This window comes from Streptomyces sp. NPDC042346 (assembly GCF_055581845.1).
The window spans coordinates 74633-95594 of record NZ_JBVJEH010000005.1 but is presented as its reverse complement, the minus strand read 5'-3'; the positions used below and the strand labels follow the sequence as shown (position 1 = coordinate 95594).

At 69.6% G+C, this 20962-nt stretch carries 16 protein-coding genes; 8 read left to right on the top strand and 8 right to left on the bottom strand.

Translation table 11 applies throughout. The features are described from left to right. The first annotated feature begins 299 nt into the window (after positions 1-299). The 3 genes from ACZ6K0_RS22020 to ACZ6K0_RS22010 all read left to right on the top strand — a co-directional run bounded on the left by ACZ6K0_RS22020 (position 300) and on the right by ACZ6K0_RS22010 (position 3350). Positions 300-1319, top strand: a complete 1020-nt coding sequence (locus tag ACZ6K0_RS22020; protein WP_469229762.1) for a cupin-like domain-containing protein — start codon at positions 300-302, stop codon at positions 1317-1319. 15 nt (positions 1320-1334) lie between these two features. Next, entirely contained in the window at positions 1335-2093 is a 759-nt protein-coding gene (locus ACZ6K0_RS22015; protein ID WP_469229760.1) for an SDR family NAD(P)-dependent oxidoreductase, read from the top strand. 105 nt (positions 2094-2198) lie between these two features. Next, entirely contained in the window at positions 2199-3350 is a 1152-nt protein-coding gene (locus ACZ6K0_RS22010; RefSeq protein WP_469229758.1) for an amidinotransferase, read from the top strand. Positions 3351-3402: 52 nt separating this feature from the next. On the opposite strand, the gene ACZ6K0_RS22005 is transcribed toward ACZ6K0_RS22010, so the two are convergent. Further along, a complete protein-coding gene (locus tag ACZ6K0_RS22005; protein ID WP_469229756.1) occupies positions 3403-5325 on the bottom strand; it encodes a B12-binding domain-containing radical SAM protein in 1923 nt (640 codons plus the stop codon). A gap of 258 nt (positions 5326-5583) precedes the next feature. Here ACZ6K0_RS22005 and ACZ6K0_RS22000 point away from each other — a divergent pair, with 258 nt between their 5' ends. The 5 genes from ACZ6K0_RS22000 to ACZ6K0_RS21980 are packed head-to-tail and all read left to right on the top strand — an operon-like array spanning position 5584 to position 11159. Then, complete coding sequence (locus tag ACZ6K0_RS22000) at positions 5584-6717, top strand: amidohydrolase family protein (protein WP_469229755.1); 1134 nt, start codon at positions 5584-5586, stop codon at positions 6715-6717. 10 nt (positions 6718-6727) lie between these two features. Beyond that, positions 6728-7987: a hypothetical protein gene (locus ACZ6K0_RS21995; RefSeq protein ID WP_469229753.1), complete on the top strand. Its 1260-nt coding sequence runs from the start codon at positions 6728-6730 to the stop codon at positions 7985-7987. 39 nt (positions 7988-8026) lie between these two features. Continuing rightward, the gene (locus ACZ6K0_RS21990) at positions 8027-8884 is read left to right on the top strand and encodes a hypothetical protein (RefSeq protein ID WP_469229751.1); all 858 of its coding nucleotides are present in this window, start codon (positions 8027-8029) and stop codon (positions 8882-8884) included. Positions 8885-8917: 33 nt separating this feature from the next. After that, positions 8918-9907 (top strand): TauD/TfdA dioxygenase family protein, encoded by a 990-nt coding sequence (locus ACZ6K0_RS21985; RefSeq protein WP_376403807.1) that lies wholly within the window; start codon positions 8918-8920, stop codon positions 9905-9907. Positions 9908-9935: 28 nt separating this feature from the next. Continuing rightward, the gene (locus tag ACZ6K0_RS21980; RefSeq protein ID WP_469229750.1) at positions 9936-11159 is read left to right on the top strand and encodes an aryl-sulfate sulfotransferase; all 1224 of its coding nucleotides are present in this window, start codon (positions 9936-9938) and stop codon (positions 11157-11159) included. A gap of 22 nt (positions 11160-11181) precedes the next feature. Here the strand turns inward: ACZ6K0_RS21980 and ACZ6K0_RS21975 are convergent, their stop codons facing one another. From ACZ6K0_RS21975 to ACZ6K0_RS21945, 7 genes are read right to left on the bottom strand one after another with little or no spacing between them, the layout of a single operon-like run. Then, positions 11182-12048 (bottom strand): NAD-dependent epimerase/dehydratase family protein, encoded by an 867-nt coding sequence (locus ACZ6K0_RS21975; protein ID WP_469229749.1) that lies wholly within the window; start codon positions 12046-12048, stop codon positions 11182-11184. Between the two features lie 4 nt (positions 12049-12052). Then, the gene (locus ACZ6K0_RS21970) at positions 12053-14284 is read right to left on the bottom strand and encodes an FAD-dependent oxidoreductase (RefSeq protein ID WP_469229748.1); all 2232 of its coding nucleotides are present in this window, start codon (positions 14282-14284) and stop codon (positions 12053-12055) included. Beyond that, positions 14281-16593: a hypothetical protein gene (locus ACZ6K0_RS21965; RefSeq protein ID WP_469229746.1), complete on the bottom strand. Its 2313-nt coding sequence runs from the start codon at positions 16591-16593 to the stop codon at positions 14281-14283. Before ACZ6K0_RS21965 ends, ACZ6K0_RS21970 begins: the two co-directional genes overlap by 4 nt. 41 nt (positions 16594-16634) lie before the next feature. Continuing rightward, positions 16635-17516, bottom strand: coding sequence for a carbohydrate ABC transporter permease (locus tag ACZ6K0_RS21960; protein WP_376403817.1), 882 nt, complete (start codon positions 17514-17516; stop codon positions 16635-16637). Continuing rightward, positions 17513-18466: a carbohydrate ABC transporter permease gene (locus ACZ6K0_RS21955; RefSeq protein ID WP_469229744.1), complete on the bottom strand. Its 954-nt coding sequence runs from the start codon at positions 18464-18466 to the stop codon at positions 17513-17515. Before ACZ6K0_RS21955 ends, ACZ6K0_RS21960 begins: the two co-directional genes overlap by 4 nt. Before the next feature lie 7 nt (positions 18467-18473). Then, a complete protein-coding gene (locus ACZ6K0_RS21950; RefSeq protein WP_469576735.1) occupies positions 18474-19853 on the bottom strand; it encodes an ABC transporter substrate-binding protein in 1380 nt (459 codons plus the stop codon). A 55-nt stretch (positions 19854-19908) separates the two neighbouring features. After that, the gene (locus ACZ6K0_RS21945; RefSeq protein ID WP_469229740.1) at positions 19909-20910 is read right to left on the bottom strand and encodes a LacI family DNA-binding transcriptional regulator; all 1002 of its coding nucleotides are present in this window, start codon (positions 20908-20910) and stop codon (positions 19909-19911) included. Positions 20911-20962: the final 52 nt, after the last annotated feature.

The window sequence follows — 20962 nt, the reverse complement described above, 5'->3', positions numbered from 1 at the left end:
GGCTGATTCGGGCGCAGGGGGTCGGGGTGGCCCCGGGGCCATTACCTGGTCGTCCCTGCACGGGCGGCCGACGGGGCATCAGCCTGGATGGCCGGTTGACGCTGGTGACGATGCGTCTGATCCCTGGCCTGAACTGGCCGTCCGTGCTCGACGAGGCGCGTGCTCCCCTATGCAAACCTCACCGCTGTCGCTTACCAAGTAGAGGCCTGCGCCCGGTGAGCGCCCATCGGCGCAGGTGCCCGGTTGCCCTGTCGAGCAGCGAGATGCCCGTATCGAGCACGCGCGAATGGTGAGGGGTCATGAGTCGACTTGATCGAGCACGGAACGGCCCGGGCACACCCGAGGACGGGGAGGCCGTGGGACACCGGATGCGGGCGGCCGGAATGACCGTGCTGCCGGTGCCGCGCATCGCCACCGGGGATCCGCGAGTCCTGCGCCGTGCCGTCGCCGACCGCTCCGGGCCCGTGCTGTGCACCGGACTCATGGACGGCTGGCGCGCGCGCCACGCGTGGAGCCCGACCGAGCTGCGCGGCCGCCACGGTGAGCGGCGGGTGACCGCCCTGGTCGACCTGCCGCCCACGGGCGTGCTCTTCCCCCAGGACCAGCAGCTCTACGAGAGGGAACTCAGCTTCGCCGCGTTCGTGGACACCATGCTCGCGGCCACTCCGGCCACGCCCTGCTACCTCGCCTACCGCCGCGCCCATGAGTTCTTCGACCCCGCCGACGTCGACTTCGGCTCCCTCGTCCCGCCCGACGGGCGGCACGGCACGGACACCCGGGTGTGGATCGGCTCGGCCGGCACGCGCTCGATGCTGCACTCCGACCTCAAGGACAATCTGTTCTGCCAGGTCTGGGGAGAGAAGGACGTCACCCTGCTGGCGTGGCACGACAGCAGAGCCGCGTACCCCTTCCCCGACAATCTGGTGAACAGTCAGGTGGACCTCGGGACTCCGGATCTGAAGCGGTTTCCCCTCCTCGGCCGGGCACGCTTCCACCACGTACGGATGGGGCCGGGCGATCTGCTGTACATCCCGCGCGGCTGGTGGCACGACATCCGTTCGCGCACCGCGTCCGTGTCCATCAACCACTGGTTCGGGGAGCCTCTGGGACTCGCCCAGTACCTGCGACTGCTCGCCGTGCTCGGGCCGGGTTACTGGAAGAGCACCGCCCGCGACTTCGTCGTGCACGGACTCCTGCGCCGCGAGGAGTCCACCCGCTTCTTCTTCAGCCCGGCGTCCACCGGCAAGCGGCTGTACGACGCTCTGCGCTCGGGGAACTTCTCCCAGGGCAACGACCCGAGCGCCACCCGACAGCTCTGAGGGGAGAGAGGCCACATGTCGGCTACGGAACAGCCCCGCCGCGTGCTGATCACCGGAGGGGCCTCGGGCATCGGTGCGGCGATCGTCCGGCGCTTCGTTCGGAACGGTGACCGGGTCGGCGTCATCGACCGCGACCGCGCCGGGCTCTCGGCGCTCGGCGGGTCCGATCCCGGAGTGGGGTTGCTGCTCCCCGCGGACGTGGCCGAGGAAGAGGAGGTGACCGAGGCCTTCGCCACCGTCGACAAGGAGTGGGGCGGAGTCGACGTGCTGTGCAACAACGCCGGGGTCAGCATCCGCAGCCCCTTCCTCGACACCACGCTCGACACGTGGGAGCGCACTCTGCGCGTCAACCTGACCGGAGTCTTCCTGGTGGCGCGGGAAGCGGCCCGCCGCATGACCGACGCGGCGGGCGGCGTGATCGTCAACACCGCTTCCGTCAGCGGAATGGTCGGCATGCCCCACTACGCCGCCTACAACGCGAGCAAGGCCGGCGTCATCGAACTCACCAGGACCATGGCCCTGGAACTCGCCCCCCTCGTTCGGGTGAACGCGGTGTGCCCCGGCTACGTGCTGACGCCCATGCAGCGGGCCGAGTACACCGAGCGGCAACTCGCGGAGCAGGCCGGGGTCGTTCCGCTGCGACGCCTGGGCGCACCCGAGGAGATCGCCTCCCTGGTCCACTATCTCGCCTCCCCCGACGCCGCGTTCGTGACCGGTCAGTCCTTCGTGATCGACGGTGGCGAGACGGCGGGAGGACTGGCCAGCGCGCAGTAGACATGCCGCGGCGCACACATCGCGCACCGCACAGACGACTTCACCGAACGGCGGCCTCCGCACGGGTCGCCGGGGTTCCGCCTGAGAAGACATACGGAGGATCCGTTGGAACGGACACGCACGTGGGCAGAGACGACCCGTCGCGCCACCGACGCACCCGAGGGGGAGGTCGACCTGTCCGCCGTGGCGCTCAACTCGTACACGGAGTGGGACCCGCTGCGCGAGGTCGTCGTCGGCTCCCTCTCGGGCGGGGTGTTCCCCAGCTGGCAGGAGTCCATGGCGCACACGCTGCCCGAGTCGGCCTGGCGCAACAGCCAGGAGGAGGGTGGGCTGCCGTTCCCGGCCGCCCACCTCAAGGCCGCCGAGGAGGAACTGGACACCCTGGCCGAGGTCCTGGAGGGCGAGGGCGTGCGGGTGGTGCGGCCCGACGCGGTCAGTCACCAGCGGCCCTTCCGGACTCCGCACTGGGAGTCCGCGGGCGGCCTGTACGCGGGCATGCCCCGCGACCTGTTGATGGTGGTGGGGGACGCCGTCATCGAGGCGCCCATGTCCTGGCGGTGCCGGTACCACGAAGGGGACGCCTTCCGGACGCTGCTCAAGTCCTGGTTCCGGCGAGGAGCCCGCTGGATGCCGGCGCCCCGCCCGCAACTGACGGACGAGCTCTACCGGATGCCCGGCGACGCGGCCTCCCCCGAGGGGGAGCGGTGGGCCGTCACCGAGTTCGAACCGGTTTTCGACGCCGCAGACTTCCTCCGGTTCGGTGAGGACATCGTCGTACAGCGCAGTCATGTCACCAACGAGTTCGGCATCGACTGGGTCCGGCGCGCTCTCGGACCGGGGTTCACCGTCTCGGTCGTCGAGACCGATGACCCCCACGCCATGCACATCGACGCCACCCTCGCCCCGCTGGCCCCGGGGAAGCTGCTGGTGAATCCCGAACGGTACGTGCCCCACGATCTGTTCGAGGGCTGGGAGATCCTGCCGGCTCCGGCGCCGACGCTGCCGTCGGACTGGCCGATGTACTTCTGCAGCCCGTGGGTGAGCATGAACGTCCTGTCCCTCGATCCGGAGACCGTCGTCGTGGAGCGCCAGGAGCAGCCGCTCATCGACGCGTTGACCGCCTGGGGCTTCCGGTGCGTGCCGGTGGACTTCCGGCACGTCTACAGCTTCGGCGGGTCGTTCCATTGCGTGACCCTCGACACGGTGCGCGACGGGGGATCCGCGAAGTACCTGGCCTCCGCGGCGAAGGAGCGCTGACCCGGCGGTGGCGCGGGCGCCGCCCTCGCCACCGTCCTTCTGCGGGCCGCGATCAGGCCGTGAACAGCAGCCGCGCGTAGTCCGGGCGCAGCACCACGTTGTTGTCGTACAGGCAGTACTCCATCGCCAGCAGCGGCACCGTGCCGTCCCCGGGTTCCGTCAGTTCCTGCACGGCGCGCGTCAGGTCTTCGGCGGAGTCGAACCGGCGGGCCAGGGCGGCCCCGACGTCGTACGGGCTCCAGCGCGGCCGGTCGTCCCAGTAGCCGGGCAGCCCGATGGCCGCGAGCACGGTCCGTGTGCGGTCCGGTCGGGTCCCCACGACCAGCTCGACGAGGGACCGCGTGAGCTCCCCGAGGGGGGCGGACGAATCGGCGGGGGAAGCGGCCAGGATGCGCCGCAGCATGTCCTCGGCGTCGGCCGCGAGCGGCCGTGTGAGCGTGCCTCGGTCGAGTTGGCGGGTGAGGAAGGCCCGCCAGTCGCGGCGTGTGCGATAGGCCCGGGAGAGGAAGGTGTCCTCGACGTGGGCGAAGAACTCGTCGACCGCCCGGTTGTCGCCGAGCTCCGCCACGAGCGCCGGCGGATAGCTGAACGTGGGGTAGAGCAGGTCGACGTCGGCCAGCCGGCCGCGGGGGCTCATGGAGTAGGTGGACTCTGCGGAGTCGCCGATCAGCCCATGGCCGAGGTCGAAGACGCGCGTGGCACGAGTGATCAGGGAGTCGTCGAAGCGCTCCCCCAGGCGCAGCTCGTTCACCGCGTGCAGGGTGGTCGAGACCGTTTCGGCGGTGGCGTAGGAGTTGCCGAGGAACATGTCGAGGCGCCGGGGAGGTACGGGCTCTCCGCGCTCGCGCCGGAACCGCTCCTCCTCCTCCATCCAGTACACCTGCGCCTGTACGGCGTGCCGGGCCCGGTAGGGGACGCGCGTCTGCTTCAGGTTGTCGTCGTGGTAGGAGGCGAACTGGTTCCAGCTGGGTTCGAAGTGGGCGTCGAGGAGCGTCCGGATCTCGTCGCGGTCCAGGGCCGGGTTGGGCAGCAGGTAGCAGGTCCAGCCGACGGGTCTGGTCCGGCCCTGGTTGAGCTTCCGCATGCGCTCGGCCATCTCGAACAGCAGCGCGTTGCTGCCGATGTTGATCTCGGAGCACACCAGCCACACCCGGGTCACCCCGCGATCGGCCAGGAAGGTGATGTCGGCCATCACCACGTCGAGGTCCCTGATCCGGTGCTGCCGGCCCTTGACCACCGGCTCGGTGCAGAAGTAGCAGCGGTACGGGCAGCCTCGCTGGATCTCCACCGGGACGTGGGCGGCGTCCGGTCCGGTGAGTCCCTCCGGGCCGTAGAAGGCGAGGAGGTCGTCCAGGACCGCGTCGGAGTACTCCGTGTGGTCCGCGGGCGGCAGGAACACCCGTGGGCCGACGGCGTAGTCGTCGCCCACGGGGTGGGCCAGGTTCGCGATGCCGTCCAGATCCCGGTGGGCCAGCACGTCGTCGAGGCGGGCCATGACCTCGTCGGGCTCGCCGACGACGCCGAAGTCCGGGCGCAGCCGCCTCAACAGTGCCGGCGCCTGGGTGGAGAAGCCGAAGCCCCCCACTATGACGGGTGTGTCCGTCAACGAGCGCACCACCGTGATGAGTTGTTCGGTGTCGTCTACCGGCCAATAGCTGTTGCGCACGACCTGCGGCGCGCCCGGCAGGTCGCTCTCGGCGTAGTTCCAGATGAAGATGGAGTCCACCTGACGCAGGTGGATCCCGATGAGTCGGGGCCTGTGGCGGTCCAGGGTCCCGTGCAGCGCGTCCTCCCAGCGGTGCTTGGGCGTGTGCAGCAGATCGAGCCGCTCGACCGTCAGACCGTGCCGTGCGGCGATCGCCGAGACCTGCACGAAGGCGTAGGGATAGATGGGCACCGCCGGGTAGTTCGAGGCGCTGAGGAGCAGCAGGTCCACGCTGGTCCGCGGACCGGTCTCCGAGATCTCGACCGACATGGGTCGCCGTCCTTCGGGGGGCGTGAGGTGGCTCTGCCGGGATGGCCGATAGGGGGATATCAGGGATACCGAAGGGGTTGGCCGGTCACAAGAGGCGGGTCCCGGACAGGCTGTCCGTATCCCTCTCCCCGTCCGTACGCCGCGGGTGTCCGGATCGGGACTCCGCGCGGTGAGGGGCCCTTGACTGTGCGTCAGGTGTGCCCACAATCGACCAGAGCGCTCGCTGTCGCCCTCCAACCCCGACGCTGGAGCAAGCGTATGACCTCACCTGTCATCTCGGCGGACTCGCATGTCGTGGAGCCTGTCCGGCTATGGGCCGATCGACTCGAACGCAAGTATCAGGACAGAGCGCCGCGGATCCACTGGGATGCCGAGCGCCGTGGATGGTTCTTCTCGTGCGACGGGCTCCAGCCCGCGCTGATCAACTCGCTCTACGCGACGGACAAGTCTCCGGAGGCGTTCGCCGACACCTTGGAGTCGGGCATCGAAGCGGCCCGGGCCGGCGGCAATGACCCGGCGGCGCGGATGAAGGACATGGCACAGGACGGAGTCTCCGCGGAGGTCCTCTATCCGAGCCTGGCCATGAGCCTGTTCTGGCTGCGGGACGCGGAGTTCCAGCGTGCCTGTTTCCGCGCGTACAACGACTGGCTGGCCGAGTTCGTGAGCCACGCGCCCGACCGGCTCGTCGGCCTCGGGCTGATCTCGCTGTGGGATGCCGAGGAAGCCGTCAAGGAGGTGAACCGCTGCCGCGCCATGGGGCTGAAAGGGGCCTCGATCTGGGCCTCTCCGGCACCGGAGCGGGACTTCGCGGGTGAGGCGAACGAGCCCTTCTGGCAGGCGGCCCAGGAGCTGGGGATGCCGGTCTCGATGCACTGCCTGACCGGGTACCGGGACAGCCCCAAACTGTTCGACTACAGCACGCCACTGGGGCGGATCCAGCGGAACATGGCATATCCCGAGGAGATGCAGCACTCACTCACCGACCTGATCTTCTCCGGCGTACTGGAACGCTTCCCGCGCCTCCAGCTCGTCCTCGCCGAGAACGACATCGGCTGGATCGGCTACCACCTGCTGCACGCCGACCGCATCTACGACAAGCTCGGCCCTGTCCTGGACACCACGCTGACCATGCCGCCCGGCGAGTACTTCCGCCGCCAGGTCCACGCGACCTTCACCGACGACGGGATCGGCATCGCCACGATGCGCCTGCTCGGCTCGGGGAACTTCCTCTGGGGCAGCGACTACCCGCATTACGAGGGGAGTTGGCCGCACTCCCAGGACCTCATCGCGCGGTCCTTCCGGGAGGTTCCCGACGAGGACCGGCGCCAGGTGGTGTCCGGCAACTGCGCACGACTCTACGGGTTGGATCTGGCGGCACTGGACGCCGAATGAGGGAGCCGAAATGGGCGAGCGGACCACGAACCCCTGGTACCTGTTCATCGACGAGGACATAGAGAACAGAACAAGGCAGACACCGGGCTTCACCAACCTGATCTCCGACCGGTCCTACTCACTGGATGCCCCGACGCTTCAGGGGTTCGTCGAGCGCAACGCGCTGATCCGCACCTACCAGCGGATCACCCGCGACCTGTTCATGGCGAGCGTGCACGGCGAAGCCGATCCCGCCATCGCCGCAACCGTACTCTCCGGCCAGCCACCCGAGCGCGGCCTCGAGTACCACCGCAACCTCACCGAGCGTCAGCTCGCCCTGCCGGTGTACTTCCGCACGGACGAGGCCGCCCCCGGAGCGATCGCAGAGATTCAATGCCCCGCCTCCGGCTGGGAGATCGCCGAGCAGGTGCACAGCATGTACCAGGAGTTCCCCGCCGACTTCGGCGCCCCGACCCACGGCTTCGGTTCGTTGATCGGCGGGCTCGCCACCTCCCTGCACAGCTGGCTGGGCCCCGACCCCGTCGCCCACCACCTGACGAACAACGCCTCCCGGCCCCACGGGGTTCACTACACCGTGCAGCGACTGCGCGAGGCGGGCATCCGGCACTTCGGCTGGGACCCGGTCCACTGGAAGGACTGCAACTTCGTCCGGGCCCACGAGTTCTACGACTTGCGGTACAACGGGTTGTTCGACCAGTGGATGGAGGAGTGCGAGAAGGGAGAGCTCTTCTTCGACCATCCGCCGCTCCCCCTGTACGACGCCAAGGTAGCCATGGCGTGGCCCTTCTGGGACAAGACCCGCGCGTACTACTCGGACGAGATCCGCGGGCTCTTCCCGCACACCGAGCTCATCACCCCCGACGGGTTCCACCTGCCCGACGGCTCCTGGATCAGCCTGGACGACTACTGCACCCTGGGCGAGCGCAAGCGCACGTACTACTTCAAGTTCGGCAGCCATCACCCGACGCTCAACTGGGGCAGCCGCGCCGTGTACTACTCCGGCAGCTTCAGTGCGGTGGCCCTGCGGCAGTTGTTCGACCGCATCCTCGCCGACACCGCGGCGGGGCACCTCTGGGTGGCGCAGGACGCACGGATGCACCCTGAGTCGGCCACCGCGGTGACCAGGGAGGGGAACGAACTGAAGATCGACGCCTACACCAAGTTCAGCGGCTTCTACACCCCCGAAGGACTGGTCGGAGTGCTGGCCATGCAGGAGCGGTCCCGCAAGGTCCACGGGTCGCCGCAGACCGTGGTGAGCATCGTCTACTGACGGCCGTCCCGAAACCCCCGACAAGGGAGAACGACGCTCATGACCGAATCGGGCTCCGCCACATCGCCGGCCGGGCGGCAGAAGAGCGCAGAGTACTTCCGCTTCGTGGAGCGGGACGGCGTCGACTGGGACGCGTGGTGGGACGTACTGTGCGGGCGCGTCGCCGGCGCCGTCTTCCGCGGGGCACTGTCGCCGGACGTCTGCGAGCGCACCTGCCGCAGGTTCTGGAGCAGCCCTCTGCTCACCAGCCCGAACGCCACCCGCAGTACCGAGCGTGCCGTGGGGCCCCTCCTGCTGGCCTCCGACACCCTGGACGGCTACCTGGCCGAGTCCGAGCGCACCCGCGTCGGACTGGCGGACATCTGCGGCGACCGCGGCCGTACCCTGCCCGCCCTGCTGGACGAGTGGCGCGCCCATCTGGCCGGCCTCGGCGTACGCTTCCGGCTCGCCCAGTACGAGGGCCGGCAGGCCGGCGCGTTCAAGATCCGCTCGCGGGCGGACAGCGAGTCCTTCGGCCTGCTGCCCCACGACGACGCCATGCACAGCTGGTTGCTCCCTCACCTCGTCGGCTTCGAGATCCAGGACGTGCAGCGCGTCTGCAACGCGCTCGTCTGCCTGGAGAACGGCCCGGGCGGTGAACTGCTCTACTGGAACGCCGCGTTCAGCCAGGAGGACCGCAAGACGCTGGGGATCCGGCCGGACAGCTACGGCTACCCGCTGGAAGCGCTGAGCGGCGTGGACCGGATCACGCTGCCGATCCACGCGGGAGACATGTACATCTTCGACGGCGGCAACGTGCACGCCGTCGCACCCAGCGGGACCGAACACGTACGCCGCACCGTGGCCCTGTGGATCACCGGCCCGCTCTCCGACGGGACCGTCCTGCAGTGGGCCTGACCCTGACGGATGAGCGAGCGGAGGGGGAACAGCATGATCTCGACAACGGCGCACCGCGCCGGGATTGACGTACGACAGGTCTCGGGCCACATCGGCGCCGAGATCAGCGGGGTCGACCTCGCCTCGCCGCTGCCGGACGCGGTCCTGGCAGCCGTTCGCGCGGCCCTGCTGCGCCACAAGGTGGTCTTCTTCCGTGGACAGCGGCTCGGCCACGCCGAGCACGTCGCCTTCGGGCGGCGCCTCGGCCGGCTGACCCGGCGTCCGGGCCGCAAGCACGGCGTGCATCCGGAGGGATATCCCGAGATCCTCACCGTCGACCCGGACGTGGAGGACACCCGCTTCGGGCGCCGGTTCGAGGAACGGCTGCGGCCCAAGGAACTGCGTCCCGACTCCGGCTGGCACGTCGACCTGGCCGCCGCCGTCAACCCGCCGGCCATGTCGGTACTGCGGGCCGAGGTGGTCCCCCCGTACGGTGGCGACACCCAGTGGACCAACCTGGTCGCCGCCTACCAGGGCCTCTCGCAGCCGCTGCGCTCGCTCGCCGACGGGCTGCGCGCCGAACACACCCTGTACGCCGCCTGCCAGCTGCTGCTGTCCGACGACGAGGACGTGGAGGTCCTGCGCCGCCTCACCGAGGACACCCTGCTCTCCGTCCACCCGCTCGTGCGCGTTCACCCCGATACGGGGGAACGGGCCCTGTTCGCTCCGCCCGCCTCGGTGACCCACCTGCTGGGACTGCTGCCGTGGGAGAGCCGCCACCTGCTGGAACTCTTCCACGGACACGTCGGCCGGCCCGAACACACTGTCCGCTGGCGCTGGGCACCCGGCGACGTCGCCATCTGGGACAACCGCGCCGTCGCCCATCTGCAACCGTCCGACCTGCACCACACCGACCACCGTCGCACCCTCTACCGGGTGACCGTCCTCGGCGACCGCCCCGTCGGCCCGGACGGCTTCACCTCCGAGGCTGTCCGTGGCGAACCGCTCATCGCCTGGGACATTCCTGAGGAGCGACGAGGATGAGGCGCACCATCCGGCCCTGGAGCACGCCGTGACCGAACAGATCAGCCGTCCGTTCCCGACCGGCCGTGGAGGGGACTACTTCGTCTACTCGCCCGCCTCCTCGTACCCCATCCCCTACGCCACCCTCATCGACCGGACAGGCGCCGAGGTGCACACCTGGAGCCACACTGCCGCCCAGCACCCGGTGTCGGACGACCCACCGAGCTTCCTGCGAGGCTGGAGCCACGTCGAAGTCGACGCGGACGGCTGTCTGTTCGCGATGGTGCCGCTGCGGGCACTGATCAAGCTGGCGCCGGATTCCACGCTGCTGTGGCAAGCCGACATCCCCGCCCATCACGATCTGGCCCTGCTGCCCGGCGGCGGGGTTCTGACACTGGCCGGGGCGCCGCGTCGGATCGTGCTGGACGGGCTCGCCGCCACCGTGCTGGACAACACGATCGCAGAACTCGATGCCACTGGGTGTCTGCTCCGCGAGGTGTCTCTGTTCGACGTCCTGGCCACCGAACACGCTGTCGTGTCCATCGTGCGCCAACAGATCTCGCTGAGACAGGCCGTGTTCGCCCGCACAGGCGAGATGCCGACCGGTGAGGCCGGTGACGTGTTCTCCACCGGCTCCTTCAGCGGCCCGGTGACTCGCGCGATTGCGCACCTGCGGCAGTTGCCGGGCTCGCCCTGCGACGTCCTGCACGCCAACACCCTCGAAGTCCTGGCTGAGCACCCGGCCGGGCTGTGGCCGGACGGCGCGCTGCTGGTCTCGATGCGGGATCTCGACCTGATCGCCGTAGTCGATCTGAGCGCTCCTCGAGTGCTGTGGTGGTGGGGCCCGGGCGAAGTGTCCGGGCAGCACCAGCCCTCGATCCTGCCCAACGGAAATCTGTTGGTCCTGGACAACGGAAGCACCGTTGGTCGCTCTCGCGTGCTGGAGGTGGATCCGGTGACCCGCACGATCGTGTGGCAGTACGGAACGCGGCCCGGCGAGCAGTTCTTCACCGAGGTGGCGGGTGGCTGCGAACGGCTCCCGAGCGGAAACATCCTGATCTCCGACGCCCTGGCGGGACGGGCCTTCGAGGTCACGTCCACCAGGCACACCGTGTGGCGCTGGCAGACGGGGAAGGAAGCCGACTCCGTCGGTACGAGTCGGGCCACCTTCTACCGCTTGTCCCGCGTCCCCGACCAGGCGGCCGCAGCGCTCCTACAGGGCCGCCCGGCGCCCGTTCCGCCACCCGGTCGTGGCCTCGTCCTACCCACCTGAGGGGGTCACTGAAGAGGTCCCTTCAGCAAGAAGGGAGACCCTCGCGGTCGACGAGATTCCTGGCGGTGAACCCCAGGAGCCTGCGCGCCGCCGAGGTGTCGACCGGGGCCGCGCGGCCCGGCAGCGGGCCGCGCAGCACGGTGCCGGGGTGGTAGCGGCGCAGCAGTTCCTCCGTCGGGTACGGGACGATGATCTCGGGGGCGCAGAGGTGCACCGCGTGCGCGCCGCTGCCCCGCACGTCCAGCGCGAGCAGTGCCGCCCTCGCCGCGTCGTGGACCTCGAGGTACGTCCACAGGTCCCTGGCGCCGGCGGCCGGGTCGGCCGTGAGCCGGGCGGCGTGCGCGAGCAGCCGTTCCTCGAAGCCGCCCACGTACGGATAGCGCAGGCACACCACGCTCATGCCGTGGCGTCGCGCCATCATCCGCGCGGTCAGCTCGTCGACCTGTTTGGACAGGCCGTAGGCGTCGGCGACCTGGGAGTCCATCGCCTCGTCGACCGGAACGTACTGCGGATGCGGATTCTCGGCCGCCGTCCAGGGCAGACCGGTGACACCCCACGAGCTCGCCAGTGCCACGTGCCGGATCCCGGCCCGACCGGCCTCCTCCAGCACGGTGAAGGTGGTCAGGCTGTTGGCCGTGAAGACCTCGACCGCGGTGTTGCGTTCCGGAGTGGGGATCGCGGCCAGGTGGACGATCGCGTCGGTGCCCTCCAGGGCTGCCCGAACGGTCTTCGCGTCGGCCGCGTCGCCGGTGACGACCAGGCGGGCCGGGAGGTCACCGGGGTCGTCGAGGACCAGGGCGTTCGCCTCGACCCCGCGCTCGGCGAGCAGCGTGAGGACCGCTCGCCCGATCCGTCCGGCGGCCCCGGTGACCAGCACTCTCGCGACCATCGCGTCACTCCCCCGCCGCGTAGGCGCGTACGGCGACGAGGTGCGCCGAGTCCGTGCCGTTGGTGGCTTCGACGACGATCCGGACGGCCGATGTGGTGACCGGCTCCGACGGCGTGTGCGACCGGCGGCGTCGTCGGTTCCGCTCCGCGCGGGCGATCACGCGCCAGGTGCCGTCCGCGTCCCGCGCCTCGACGCGGTAGTCGCACAGGAGGGTGGGGAGGGTGTCGAAGGGGGTGCGGTGGTGGTGCAGGTTGATCAGGTCCTCGTTGACGTCGTCGTCGGCGATGACCTCGATGCGGCCCAGGGTGACCGGTTCGGGCCAGGTGAGCGAGAGCCAGGGCGAGGGATCGTCCGCCAGGGGCGCGGAGACCCACATGTGCGGTCCGGCGTACGGGCGGGCGTAGCCGTCGACGGCCTTGGCCGGGGCGTACGCCGCCGTCTCCCCCGCACGGAAGCAGAAGGTACGGCGCAGCAGACCGGCGTCCGTCCACTCGCGCAGCAGCTGCGGGGATTCGTCCTGGGGACGCAGCGGGACACGCGTGAAGCACAGGACGCCGGGGGTCGGCCGGTCGGCGCGGTGCAGGGCGATCGCGTCATTCGCGCGGATGACGAGGAAGGCGTTGCGCGGGGTGTCCGGGGACCAGTCCAGGCCGGTCTTGAGCCATTGCCGGCGGCCGGCGGCGACCGGCAGGGTGGTGGAGGTGACGAGGCGGCGCGGGACGTAGTTCTGGCCGAGTTCGGGGTCGTAGAGGTCGATCACGAGCTCGGTTTCACGGTCGGCGTCGACCAGGAGTTCAAGGCCGGTGAGGTCCGGGTCGGCGGGAAGGACGAGTCCGGCGTCCGCCGTTAGCGGCCACGGCTCGTCGGAGTCCTCGACTGCCAGGCAGGACAGGGCAGATGACGCGACTGCGGTCGCCCGCAGCGCCAGGTCCTCCGGGTCCGTCGAAGCCAGCCCGATGAGCGAGGCGTCCTGGCGCAGCAGCACCCGGTGCAGCTCGGATACGGAGAGTTCGCGCGGCGCGAGCTTCCCGGCAGCGCACAGGGCCGCCGCCGTGCCCGCCGCCTGCCCGATCGTGGCGCAGGTCGCCATGACCCGGGTCGAGCCGAACGCGACATGGCTGGCGGAGATGTTCCGCCCGGCGAACAGCAGGTTCTCGGTGTTCACCGAGTACAGGCTGCGGTACGGGATGTGGTAGATCCCGTCCGCGTAGAGCTGCTTGGCCCCCGACTCGGTGGCGTACATGCCCTGCGGCGGATGCAGATCGATCGACCAGCCTCCGAAGGCGACCCGGTCGGCGAACTCCGTCTGCCCGAGAATGTCCCCCTGGTGCAGCACGTAGTCACCGAGGAAGCGCCGGTACTCCCGCTTCCCGGGCACCGAACCGACCCACTCCAGCGTCATGTTCGCCGCGTCGAACTCGCCCGAGTTCTTGATGTGGTCCCAGATCCCGTAGATCACCGACCACAGCTCGTCCCGGATCCGCTCGTTGTCGTGCACCGTGTCCAGCTCGCCGCCGAACTCGATCCACCAGTACGCACACCCGTTGTCCCCCGCCTTGATGATCCGCCGCTGCGGGATGGAGGTGGTGCTGATGTCCTTGGCGAAGTCCGGCGGCACGAACTTCACCGGACGCCCGGCGTCCTTCGTGTAGAAGAGCAGCGTGGAGCCGAGAGTGATGGCGTCGGCCGACTCCGGGGCCCACGCCTCCTCGAACTCGTCGCGCGCCTCACGGCCGATGCGGTGGTGGGCGCCGGCGAGGTGGCCGATCAGGCCGTCTCCGGTGCAGTCGAGGAAGACGGGGCTCTCGAAGCGGATGCGGCGCTCGGATCCCATCATCCAGCCGGTGGCCGAGGTGATCCGCCGGGCGTCGTCCGGGCCCTCGGCCTCGACCTCGCGCACATCGGTGTTGAGGTAGAGCGTGATGCCGGGCTCGGCGCGTACCGCGTCCAGGACCACGGCGTCCCAGTAGTACGGGTTCCCGTCCGGGTTGCGGTACTGGTTCTCCACGAGCAACTCGCCCATGATGCCGCCCTCGCGGGCATGGTGGTTCTTGCCGTGGCCGGTCGCGCCGCACACCCAGACGCGGACCTCGCTGCTCGAATTGCCGCCGAGCACCGGCCTGTTGTTGATCAGTGCGACGGTCCGACCGAGGCGGGCCGCGGCGATGGCCGCGCAGACCCCGGCCAGGCCGCCGCCGACGACGGTGATGTCGTGCCGTGCGGTCTCGTTCCTCATGCGGTACGTCCCCTGGTTCCGGGCTTGCGGTCGGGATCGGCGGCGAGGCCGTAGTAGATGCGCGGGGCGCCGTCGACGGTGAGTGTGATCTTGCCGCCGGAGGCTTTCAGGGAGCGTTCCCGGCCGATGCAGTCGAGCTCGCGCACGGTGCCGGCGGCCGCTTCGGCCACGACCTCGGTCCTGGTCGTCCAGGTGTCGACCCACGGCTCCGGCGACGCGTACCAAGGGTCCTCGCCGTGCTCGGAGTTGAGGATGTAGCCGTCCTTGCGGCTCCAGAGGATCGACACCGGCCCATCGGGAGTCGTGAACAGCAGCCCCTTGATGTCCTGGTCCGCGAAGGCGAGATGGCGGACGAACTCGGCCTGGTCCAGGACCCGGGCGGCCGTGGCGAAGGCCAGCAGCGACGGCTTGGCGCTGGTGTCGCGGTTCATCAGGCCGTAGTAGTACTCGGGGTTGGCCGGGTCGGCCTCCTGCGGGTGGTGGATGATCGAGTCGTGCAGCTGGTACCAGTTGACGGCGCGCACGTTCTCCGACTTGGCGAGGGCGAGCGAGAGCAGCGTGTTCTCGGCGGCGTGCCGGTAGGTGTCGCCCCACCAGACGTTGGGGCGGGTGGGCGCGTACGCCTCGGTGAGCCAGAGTTCCTTGTCGCCGCCGTATTCCGCCATGACCTGCCGTGCCTTGCGCAGGGCGCCGAGGAAGTTCCAGTACGTGCCGGACGAGCCCTGGGTCCACTCCTCCGGCGGCGGCGCGAAGTCGGGCGTGAAGTTGCCGCGGCCGGGGTGGAAGGCGAAGACGTCGATGAGGTCCCAGCCGCCCGCGTCGTGGAAGTTCTTGGTCCAGATGTGGTCCATGCCGCCGAGGCCGGCGTTCATGACCTTCATCGTGGAGCCGGCCGCGGCGAGGCGGGTGGTGACCTGGCGCAGGCCGTCGCGGACGTAGGCGTCGGCGCCGCGGCCGGACATCCAGGGCTGGTTGACCTCGTTGCTGACCTCGAAGTACGCGGCGTCGGCGGCGAGGGCCTTGGCGACGTTGGTGTCGGCCCAGGCGGCGATCTGCTCGGGGCTGCCGCCCACGGGGATGCCGCTGAGCTGCACGTTGTGGCCGATGCCGTTGGCGTCGAGGGTCGCGATGTCGATGCCGGGGGCGCCCGCGTAGGCGATCCGGATCCACTTGATGCCGAGCGTCTTGACCAGGCCGAGTACGGCTTCCTTGCTGGGCTGGAGCAGCCAGGGGTAGTTGGCGAGGCCGAACATCGACTCCTTGCCGGCCTGGTACGCGAACTCCGGGAGCACGCTCAGATTGGTGCGGGCGATTGCCGTGTCAGCACCGCTGACCGCCTCCACACCGGTGAACACGATGTTCTGCGAGGGAGAGGTCAGCGGGAAGGAGGCGTTCCAGGCGGCGCCTGCCGCGAGGTCCTTGCAGAGGGTCCCGCCGCCGATCTTCTTGCCGCCGAAGTCCCGCGCCCACCAGGTCAGGGTCACCTTCCGGGCGGCTCCCGACCCGTTGACGACCTGCGCCTTGAGCGTCATCGTCTGCCCGGCCGACGTGTAGAGGTTGAACGGCTGGTCGGTCCACACCTCCACGCCGAGCGGCCGCTTGGCGGCGATCGTGCCCGCCGCGCGCGGCCGCAGGTCGCCGAGGACCAGATCGGCCTCGGTGACGGCGGTGCCCGCGCCGGTCGAGGTGCCGGGCGCATGGATCCATGTGGCGTTCGTGCTGGCGGGGTTGGTGGAGGAGAGGCAGAAGAAGCCCTTCGCCCCCTCCCACGTCTCCACGTACGTCCCGCCCGCGTTCACCTCGTACGGGATGCCGCCCCGGGCGTCCCGCGCCCAGACGGTCAGCGCTTCGTACGACTCCGGCGCGCTCGCCCCGTACACCGTGCGGGAGAACTGGAAGCCGGACGGGGTGAGCGTGCCGGAGCCCGCGACCTCCCACTTCAGGTGCGCCTTGCGCACGGTGACGTCGAAGGTGCCGCGCACGGTGACGCCGGGCGCGCTGCTCCCCATCGTGTACGTGACCTGGATCGCGGGCCGTCCGTCGGCGAGCGTGATCAGGGCGGGGCTGCCGCCGAAGGTGCGCTGCTGGCCGAGCGCGGTGTCCTTGATCATGAAGTGGCTGAGGAGGACGCGGTCGGTTCCCGCACCGTCCTGGACGAGGACGCTGCCGTCGCTGCGGCCGACCAGTTTGATGCCGTCGGCCTCGACGGTGACCGGGTCGGCGGCTGCGTACGCCGGAACGTTCGGCAGCAGTGCGGCGCCGGCGGTGAGGGCCGTGCCCTGGAGGAGTCTGCGTCGGGCGACTGACATGGAGGTGCCCTTCTTTTGTGTCCGGGTGCGAGTGGTGGGACTCAGCCCTTGACGCCGGTGAAGCCGAGCCCGGCGACGATGTACTTCTGGCAGACGACGAAGACAAGGACCGGCGGGGCGACGGCGAGCACCATCGCGGCGATCAGCTGGTCCTGCGGGGCCTGCGTGGCGAGCTGCGCCAGCGCGACGCTGATCGGCTGCTTCTCGGGGTCGGTGATGGCGACCAGCGGCCAGATGAAGTCCTTCCAGGAGTGCATCACCGCGAGCAGGCTGATCACGGCGATCACCGGCTTGCTCATCGGCAGCACGATCCTGGTGAGCAGCTGCCGGGTGTTCGCCCCATCGACCCGTGCCGCGTCGAACAGCTCCCTGGGCAGGGCGTCGAAGAACTGCTTGGCGAGCAGCACCGTGAAGGCGTTCGTGCCGGCCGGGAGCCAGATCGCCCAGTACGTGTCACCCAGGTTGAGGTGCAGGAACGGCACGTCGATCACGGTCATGAAGAGGCTGACCATGTTCACCGTGTACGGCACGAACATGGTGGCCAGGATCGCCCCGTAGACGACCTTGCCGAACTTCGGCCTGAGCACGGAGAGCGCGAAGCCCGCCGTGGCCGAGACGAAGAGCTGCACGAACCACGATCCGCCGACCACCAGGAAGGTGTTCATCAGATAGCGGCCGACGCTGAGGTCGGTGTACGCGGTGGCGAAGTTGCCGAGGGCCGCGCGGTCCGGCCAGAGGGCGAGCGGCTGGGTGGTGAGCTCGGTGGGCGGGGAGACCGCGCCCTTGAGCATCCAGTACAGCGGTCCGATGCCGATGAGCAGCAGCAGGATCAGGGTGAACCCCTGGATGGAGCGCACGGCGGCGCGGACGCCGGGCCGTTGCCGGTCGTTCGTCGAGACGAACGTGGTGAGTGCTGTGGTCATGACGTGCTCCAGCTGCGGGTGGCCCGCAGATAGACCGCGGAAAGCAGGGCGAGGGCAAGCACCATCAGGAAGGAGAGGGCGGCGGCCTGGCCGTACTCGCCGTCCTGGAAGGCGTATCGGAAGATCAACAGCAGGACCGTGAGGGTGGCGTTGTCGGGTCCGCCGCCGGTGAAGACGTACGGCTCGGTGAAGACCTGGACCGTGTTGATCAGCTGGACGAGAAGCAACAGGCCGATGACGGAACGGAGTTGGGGCAGCATGACGTGCCAGATGCGGCGCCAGATGCCGGCTCCGTCGACCTCGGCGGCCTCGTAGAGCTCGCCGGGGATGGAGACCATGGCGGCGAGGTAGATGAGGACGGCGCCGCCCATTCCGGCCCAGGTGGCTTCCAGGACGAGCGAGAGCATGGCGCTGTCGGAGGACTCCAGCCAGGGGTACGGGCCGAGGCCGATCTTGCCGAGGATGTTGTTGAAGAGGCCGCTGCCGGGGTCGTAGAACCATTTCCAGAGCAGGATCGCCACGACCGGCGGGATGACGACCGGCAGGTAGACGAGGAAGCGGTAGACGCCGGCGCCGCGTCGCACGGTCGACATGACGGCGGCGAGGATCAGTGGCGCCGGGAAACCGATCAGCAGGCCGAGGGCCACGAAGAAGAGGGTGTTCCCGACGGCGGTGGTGAGCAGCGGATCGTCGAAGAGCGTACGGAAGTTGTCCAGGCCGACCCAGACGGCCGGCTCCACGAGGTTGGTGCGCTGGAAGCTGAGGAGCAGGCTGCGCACGATCGGCCACCAGGCGAAGAGCCCGAAGACGAGCAGTGCGGGGACGAGGAACAGCCAGGCCGTGAGCTGTTTGCGGGCCCCGGTGCCACGCTCCCGCCGCATCGGCGGCGACTTCGGCACGGGCTCCTTGGACACTGCGGCGGTGCTCCGGGAGGGAGTGAGCAGAGTCATCGGCCGGCTACTTCTGGTCCGCGGCGAGCTGTGCGTTGACGTCCTTCTCGGCCGAGGCGAGGAGGGAGTCGATGTCGGCGTCGCGCTTGGTGAGCACGGCCTGGACCACCGGGTCGAGCGCGGTGTACAGCTTCTGCGCCTGGTACGGCGGCTCCGGCTTCAGCTCCAGCGTCGTGAGCCCGTCGATGTACGGCTTGAAGTGGTCCAGCTTCACGTTCACGTACGGCTTGATCGCGGCGTTGATCTCGGTCTGCCGCTTCCGGTCGAAGACCGGCAGGGTCGGTACGCCCACCGCGGACTTCGGGTCGGCCGAGAGCGCCTTGGCCTGGGCGGCGGCGATCTCGGTGCTGTACTGCGGCTTGGCGTAGGCGAAGGTCAGCCAGTCGACGGCCGCTGCCGCGTGCTTCTTGTCGGCGGACTTCGGGACCATGTAGATGTCGCCGCCGGTGAGGGTCGCGTCGCCGCCGGACTGCGGCATCGGGGCGGCCCCGAAGACGTCGATGTTCTCCATGCCGAACTGCATCTTCGCCAGCCGGTACGTCCCCGGGCTGCCCATGAACATGCCGACCTGTCCGGCCGCGAACTGCTTGATCACATCGTTCTGGTTGACCAGCAGCGTCTTGCCGAGCGAGTCGTCCTTCCAGCGCATGTCCTTGAGCAGCCGCAGCGCCTTCTTCGTCGGTTCCCCGGTGAGCGTGGCGGTGTACTTGCCGCCCTCCTGCTTCTGCAGCTCGCCGCCGAAGGCGTACGAGAGCATGGTCAGCTGCCAGCCGCCCTGGTTGTCCTTGGACTCGTGGACGAAGCCCGCCTTGCCGGTCTTCTCGCTGATCGCCTGCGCGGCGGCGCGGACCTCTTCCCAGGTGGCCGGCGGCTTGTCGGGGTCGAGGCCGGCCTGCTCGAACAGCTCACGGTTGTAGACCAGGCCCTGGGCGTAGGGGTTCTGCGGTACGCCGTAGACGTCGCCGCCGCCGTCGGTGAGCTGCTGGAGCACCTGCGGGTTGAACTCCTTGAAGTGCTGCCACTCCTTGAGCTGCCCGGTGATCGGCTGGACCTGCTTCTGCTGGATGAGTCGCTGCGGCTCGGTCAGCGGCACCTTGATGACGTCCTCGACGTTGCCGCCGGAGAGCTTGGCGGAGAAGGTCAGCGGGTCGAAGACCGTGGTGGAGCCCTTGACCTTGATGCCGGGGTGGGCCTTCTCGAAGTCGGCGACCTGCTTCTTGAAGAGGGCGAGGCCCGGCTTGTCGGTGGCCGGGGGCATCCCCTGCACCCGGAGGACGAGATCGCCGGAGGTGTCGGCGCCGGTCGGGGTGAGGGAGGAACAGCCCGCGAGGGTCACGGTCAAGGCCATGGAGCCACATATGGCGGCATAGCGGAAGTTTCTGGGCATGACGGCTCCAAGAAGGGCAGGGGTGAGCTCGGTGCGGTGTTGTGTTCGCTGGGGATCAGCGGGTGGGCGCGGGGCCCGTGGAAGCACGGGGGATCAGGCGGGAGCCGATCTCCACGATGGGGGACGTGGCATCAAGTCCCTTGGCCTTACGCTCCCTTGAGCCGGCGATCGTCTCGATCAGGAGGTCACCCGCACGGGTGGCGATCTCCTCGGGGTCGATCCTGATCGTGGTGAGGCCGGGGGTGGAGACGGAGGCCAGCAGGGTGTCGTCGATGCCGATGACGCTCACGTCGCCGGGCACGCTCATGCCGAGGTTGGCCATCTGGTGCAGCACGCCGAGGGCGACCAGATCGTTGTGGGCGATCACGGCGGTGGCCTCGTGAGCGGCGACCAGGGTGGCGGCGTGCACACCCGTCTCGAACCTCGGCTCGTACGGGCCGAGTTCGTGCAGGGAGAGGTCGAGCGCCTCGAAGGACTCCTGGATGGACTTGCCGCGGCTCAGTTCGGCGCGGGAGGCGTTGACGAAGACGCAGCGCCGGTGACCGTACGCCTTCAGCAGCTCGGCGGCCTGGGCGATCCCGGCGGAGAGTGAGATGCGGACCTCGGGGATCCCGGGGACGTGGCGGTTCACCACCACCAGCGGCATCCGCCCCGCGAGTTCATGGAGGCGCCCCTCGGTGAGGGTCGAGGCCCACAGGATCAGGCCGTCGACCCGCTTGGACACGGCCGCGATGACGGCCAGTTCGTCCGCCTCGCGCTCGTCGCTGTCGGCGACCAGGACCGTGTAGCCCAGACGGCGGGCGCGGGCCTGCATCGCCTTGATGATCGGCGGGAAGAACGGGTTGGCGATGTCCGGGACGATCAGGCCGAGCGTTCCGGTGGAGCCGCCGCGCAGCGAACGCGCCGCCGGATTGGCGGAGTAGCCCAGCTCGGCCGCGGCGTCGAGGATGCGCTGCCGGGTCGCCGGCTGCACCTGGTCGGGCGCGGTGAACGCACGGGACACCGTCGAGACGGAGACACCGGCGGCACTCGCCACCTCCCGGATCGTGACTCCCACGGACGGCCTCCTCGTCGTCTGAATCCTGCCAACGCGGTTGATGCTTGCGAAC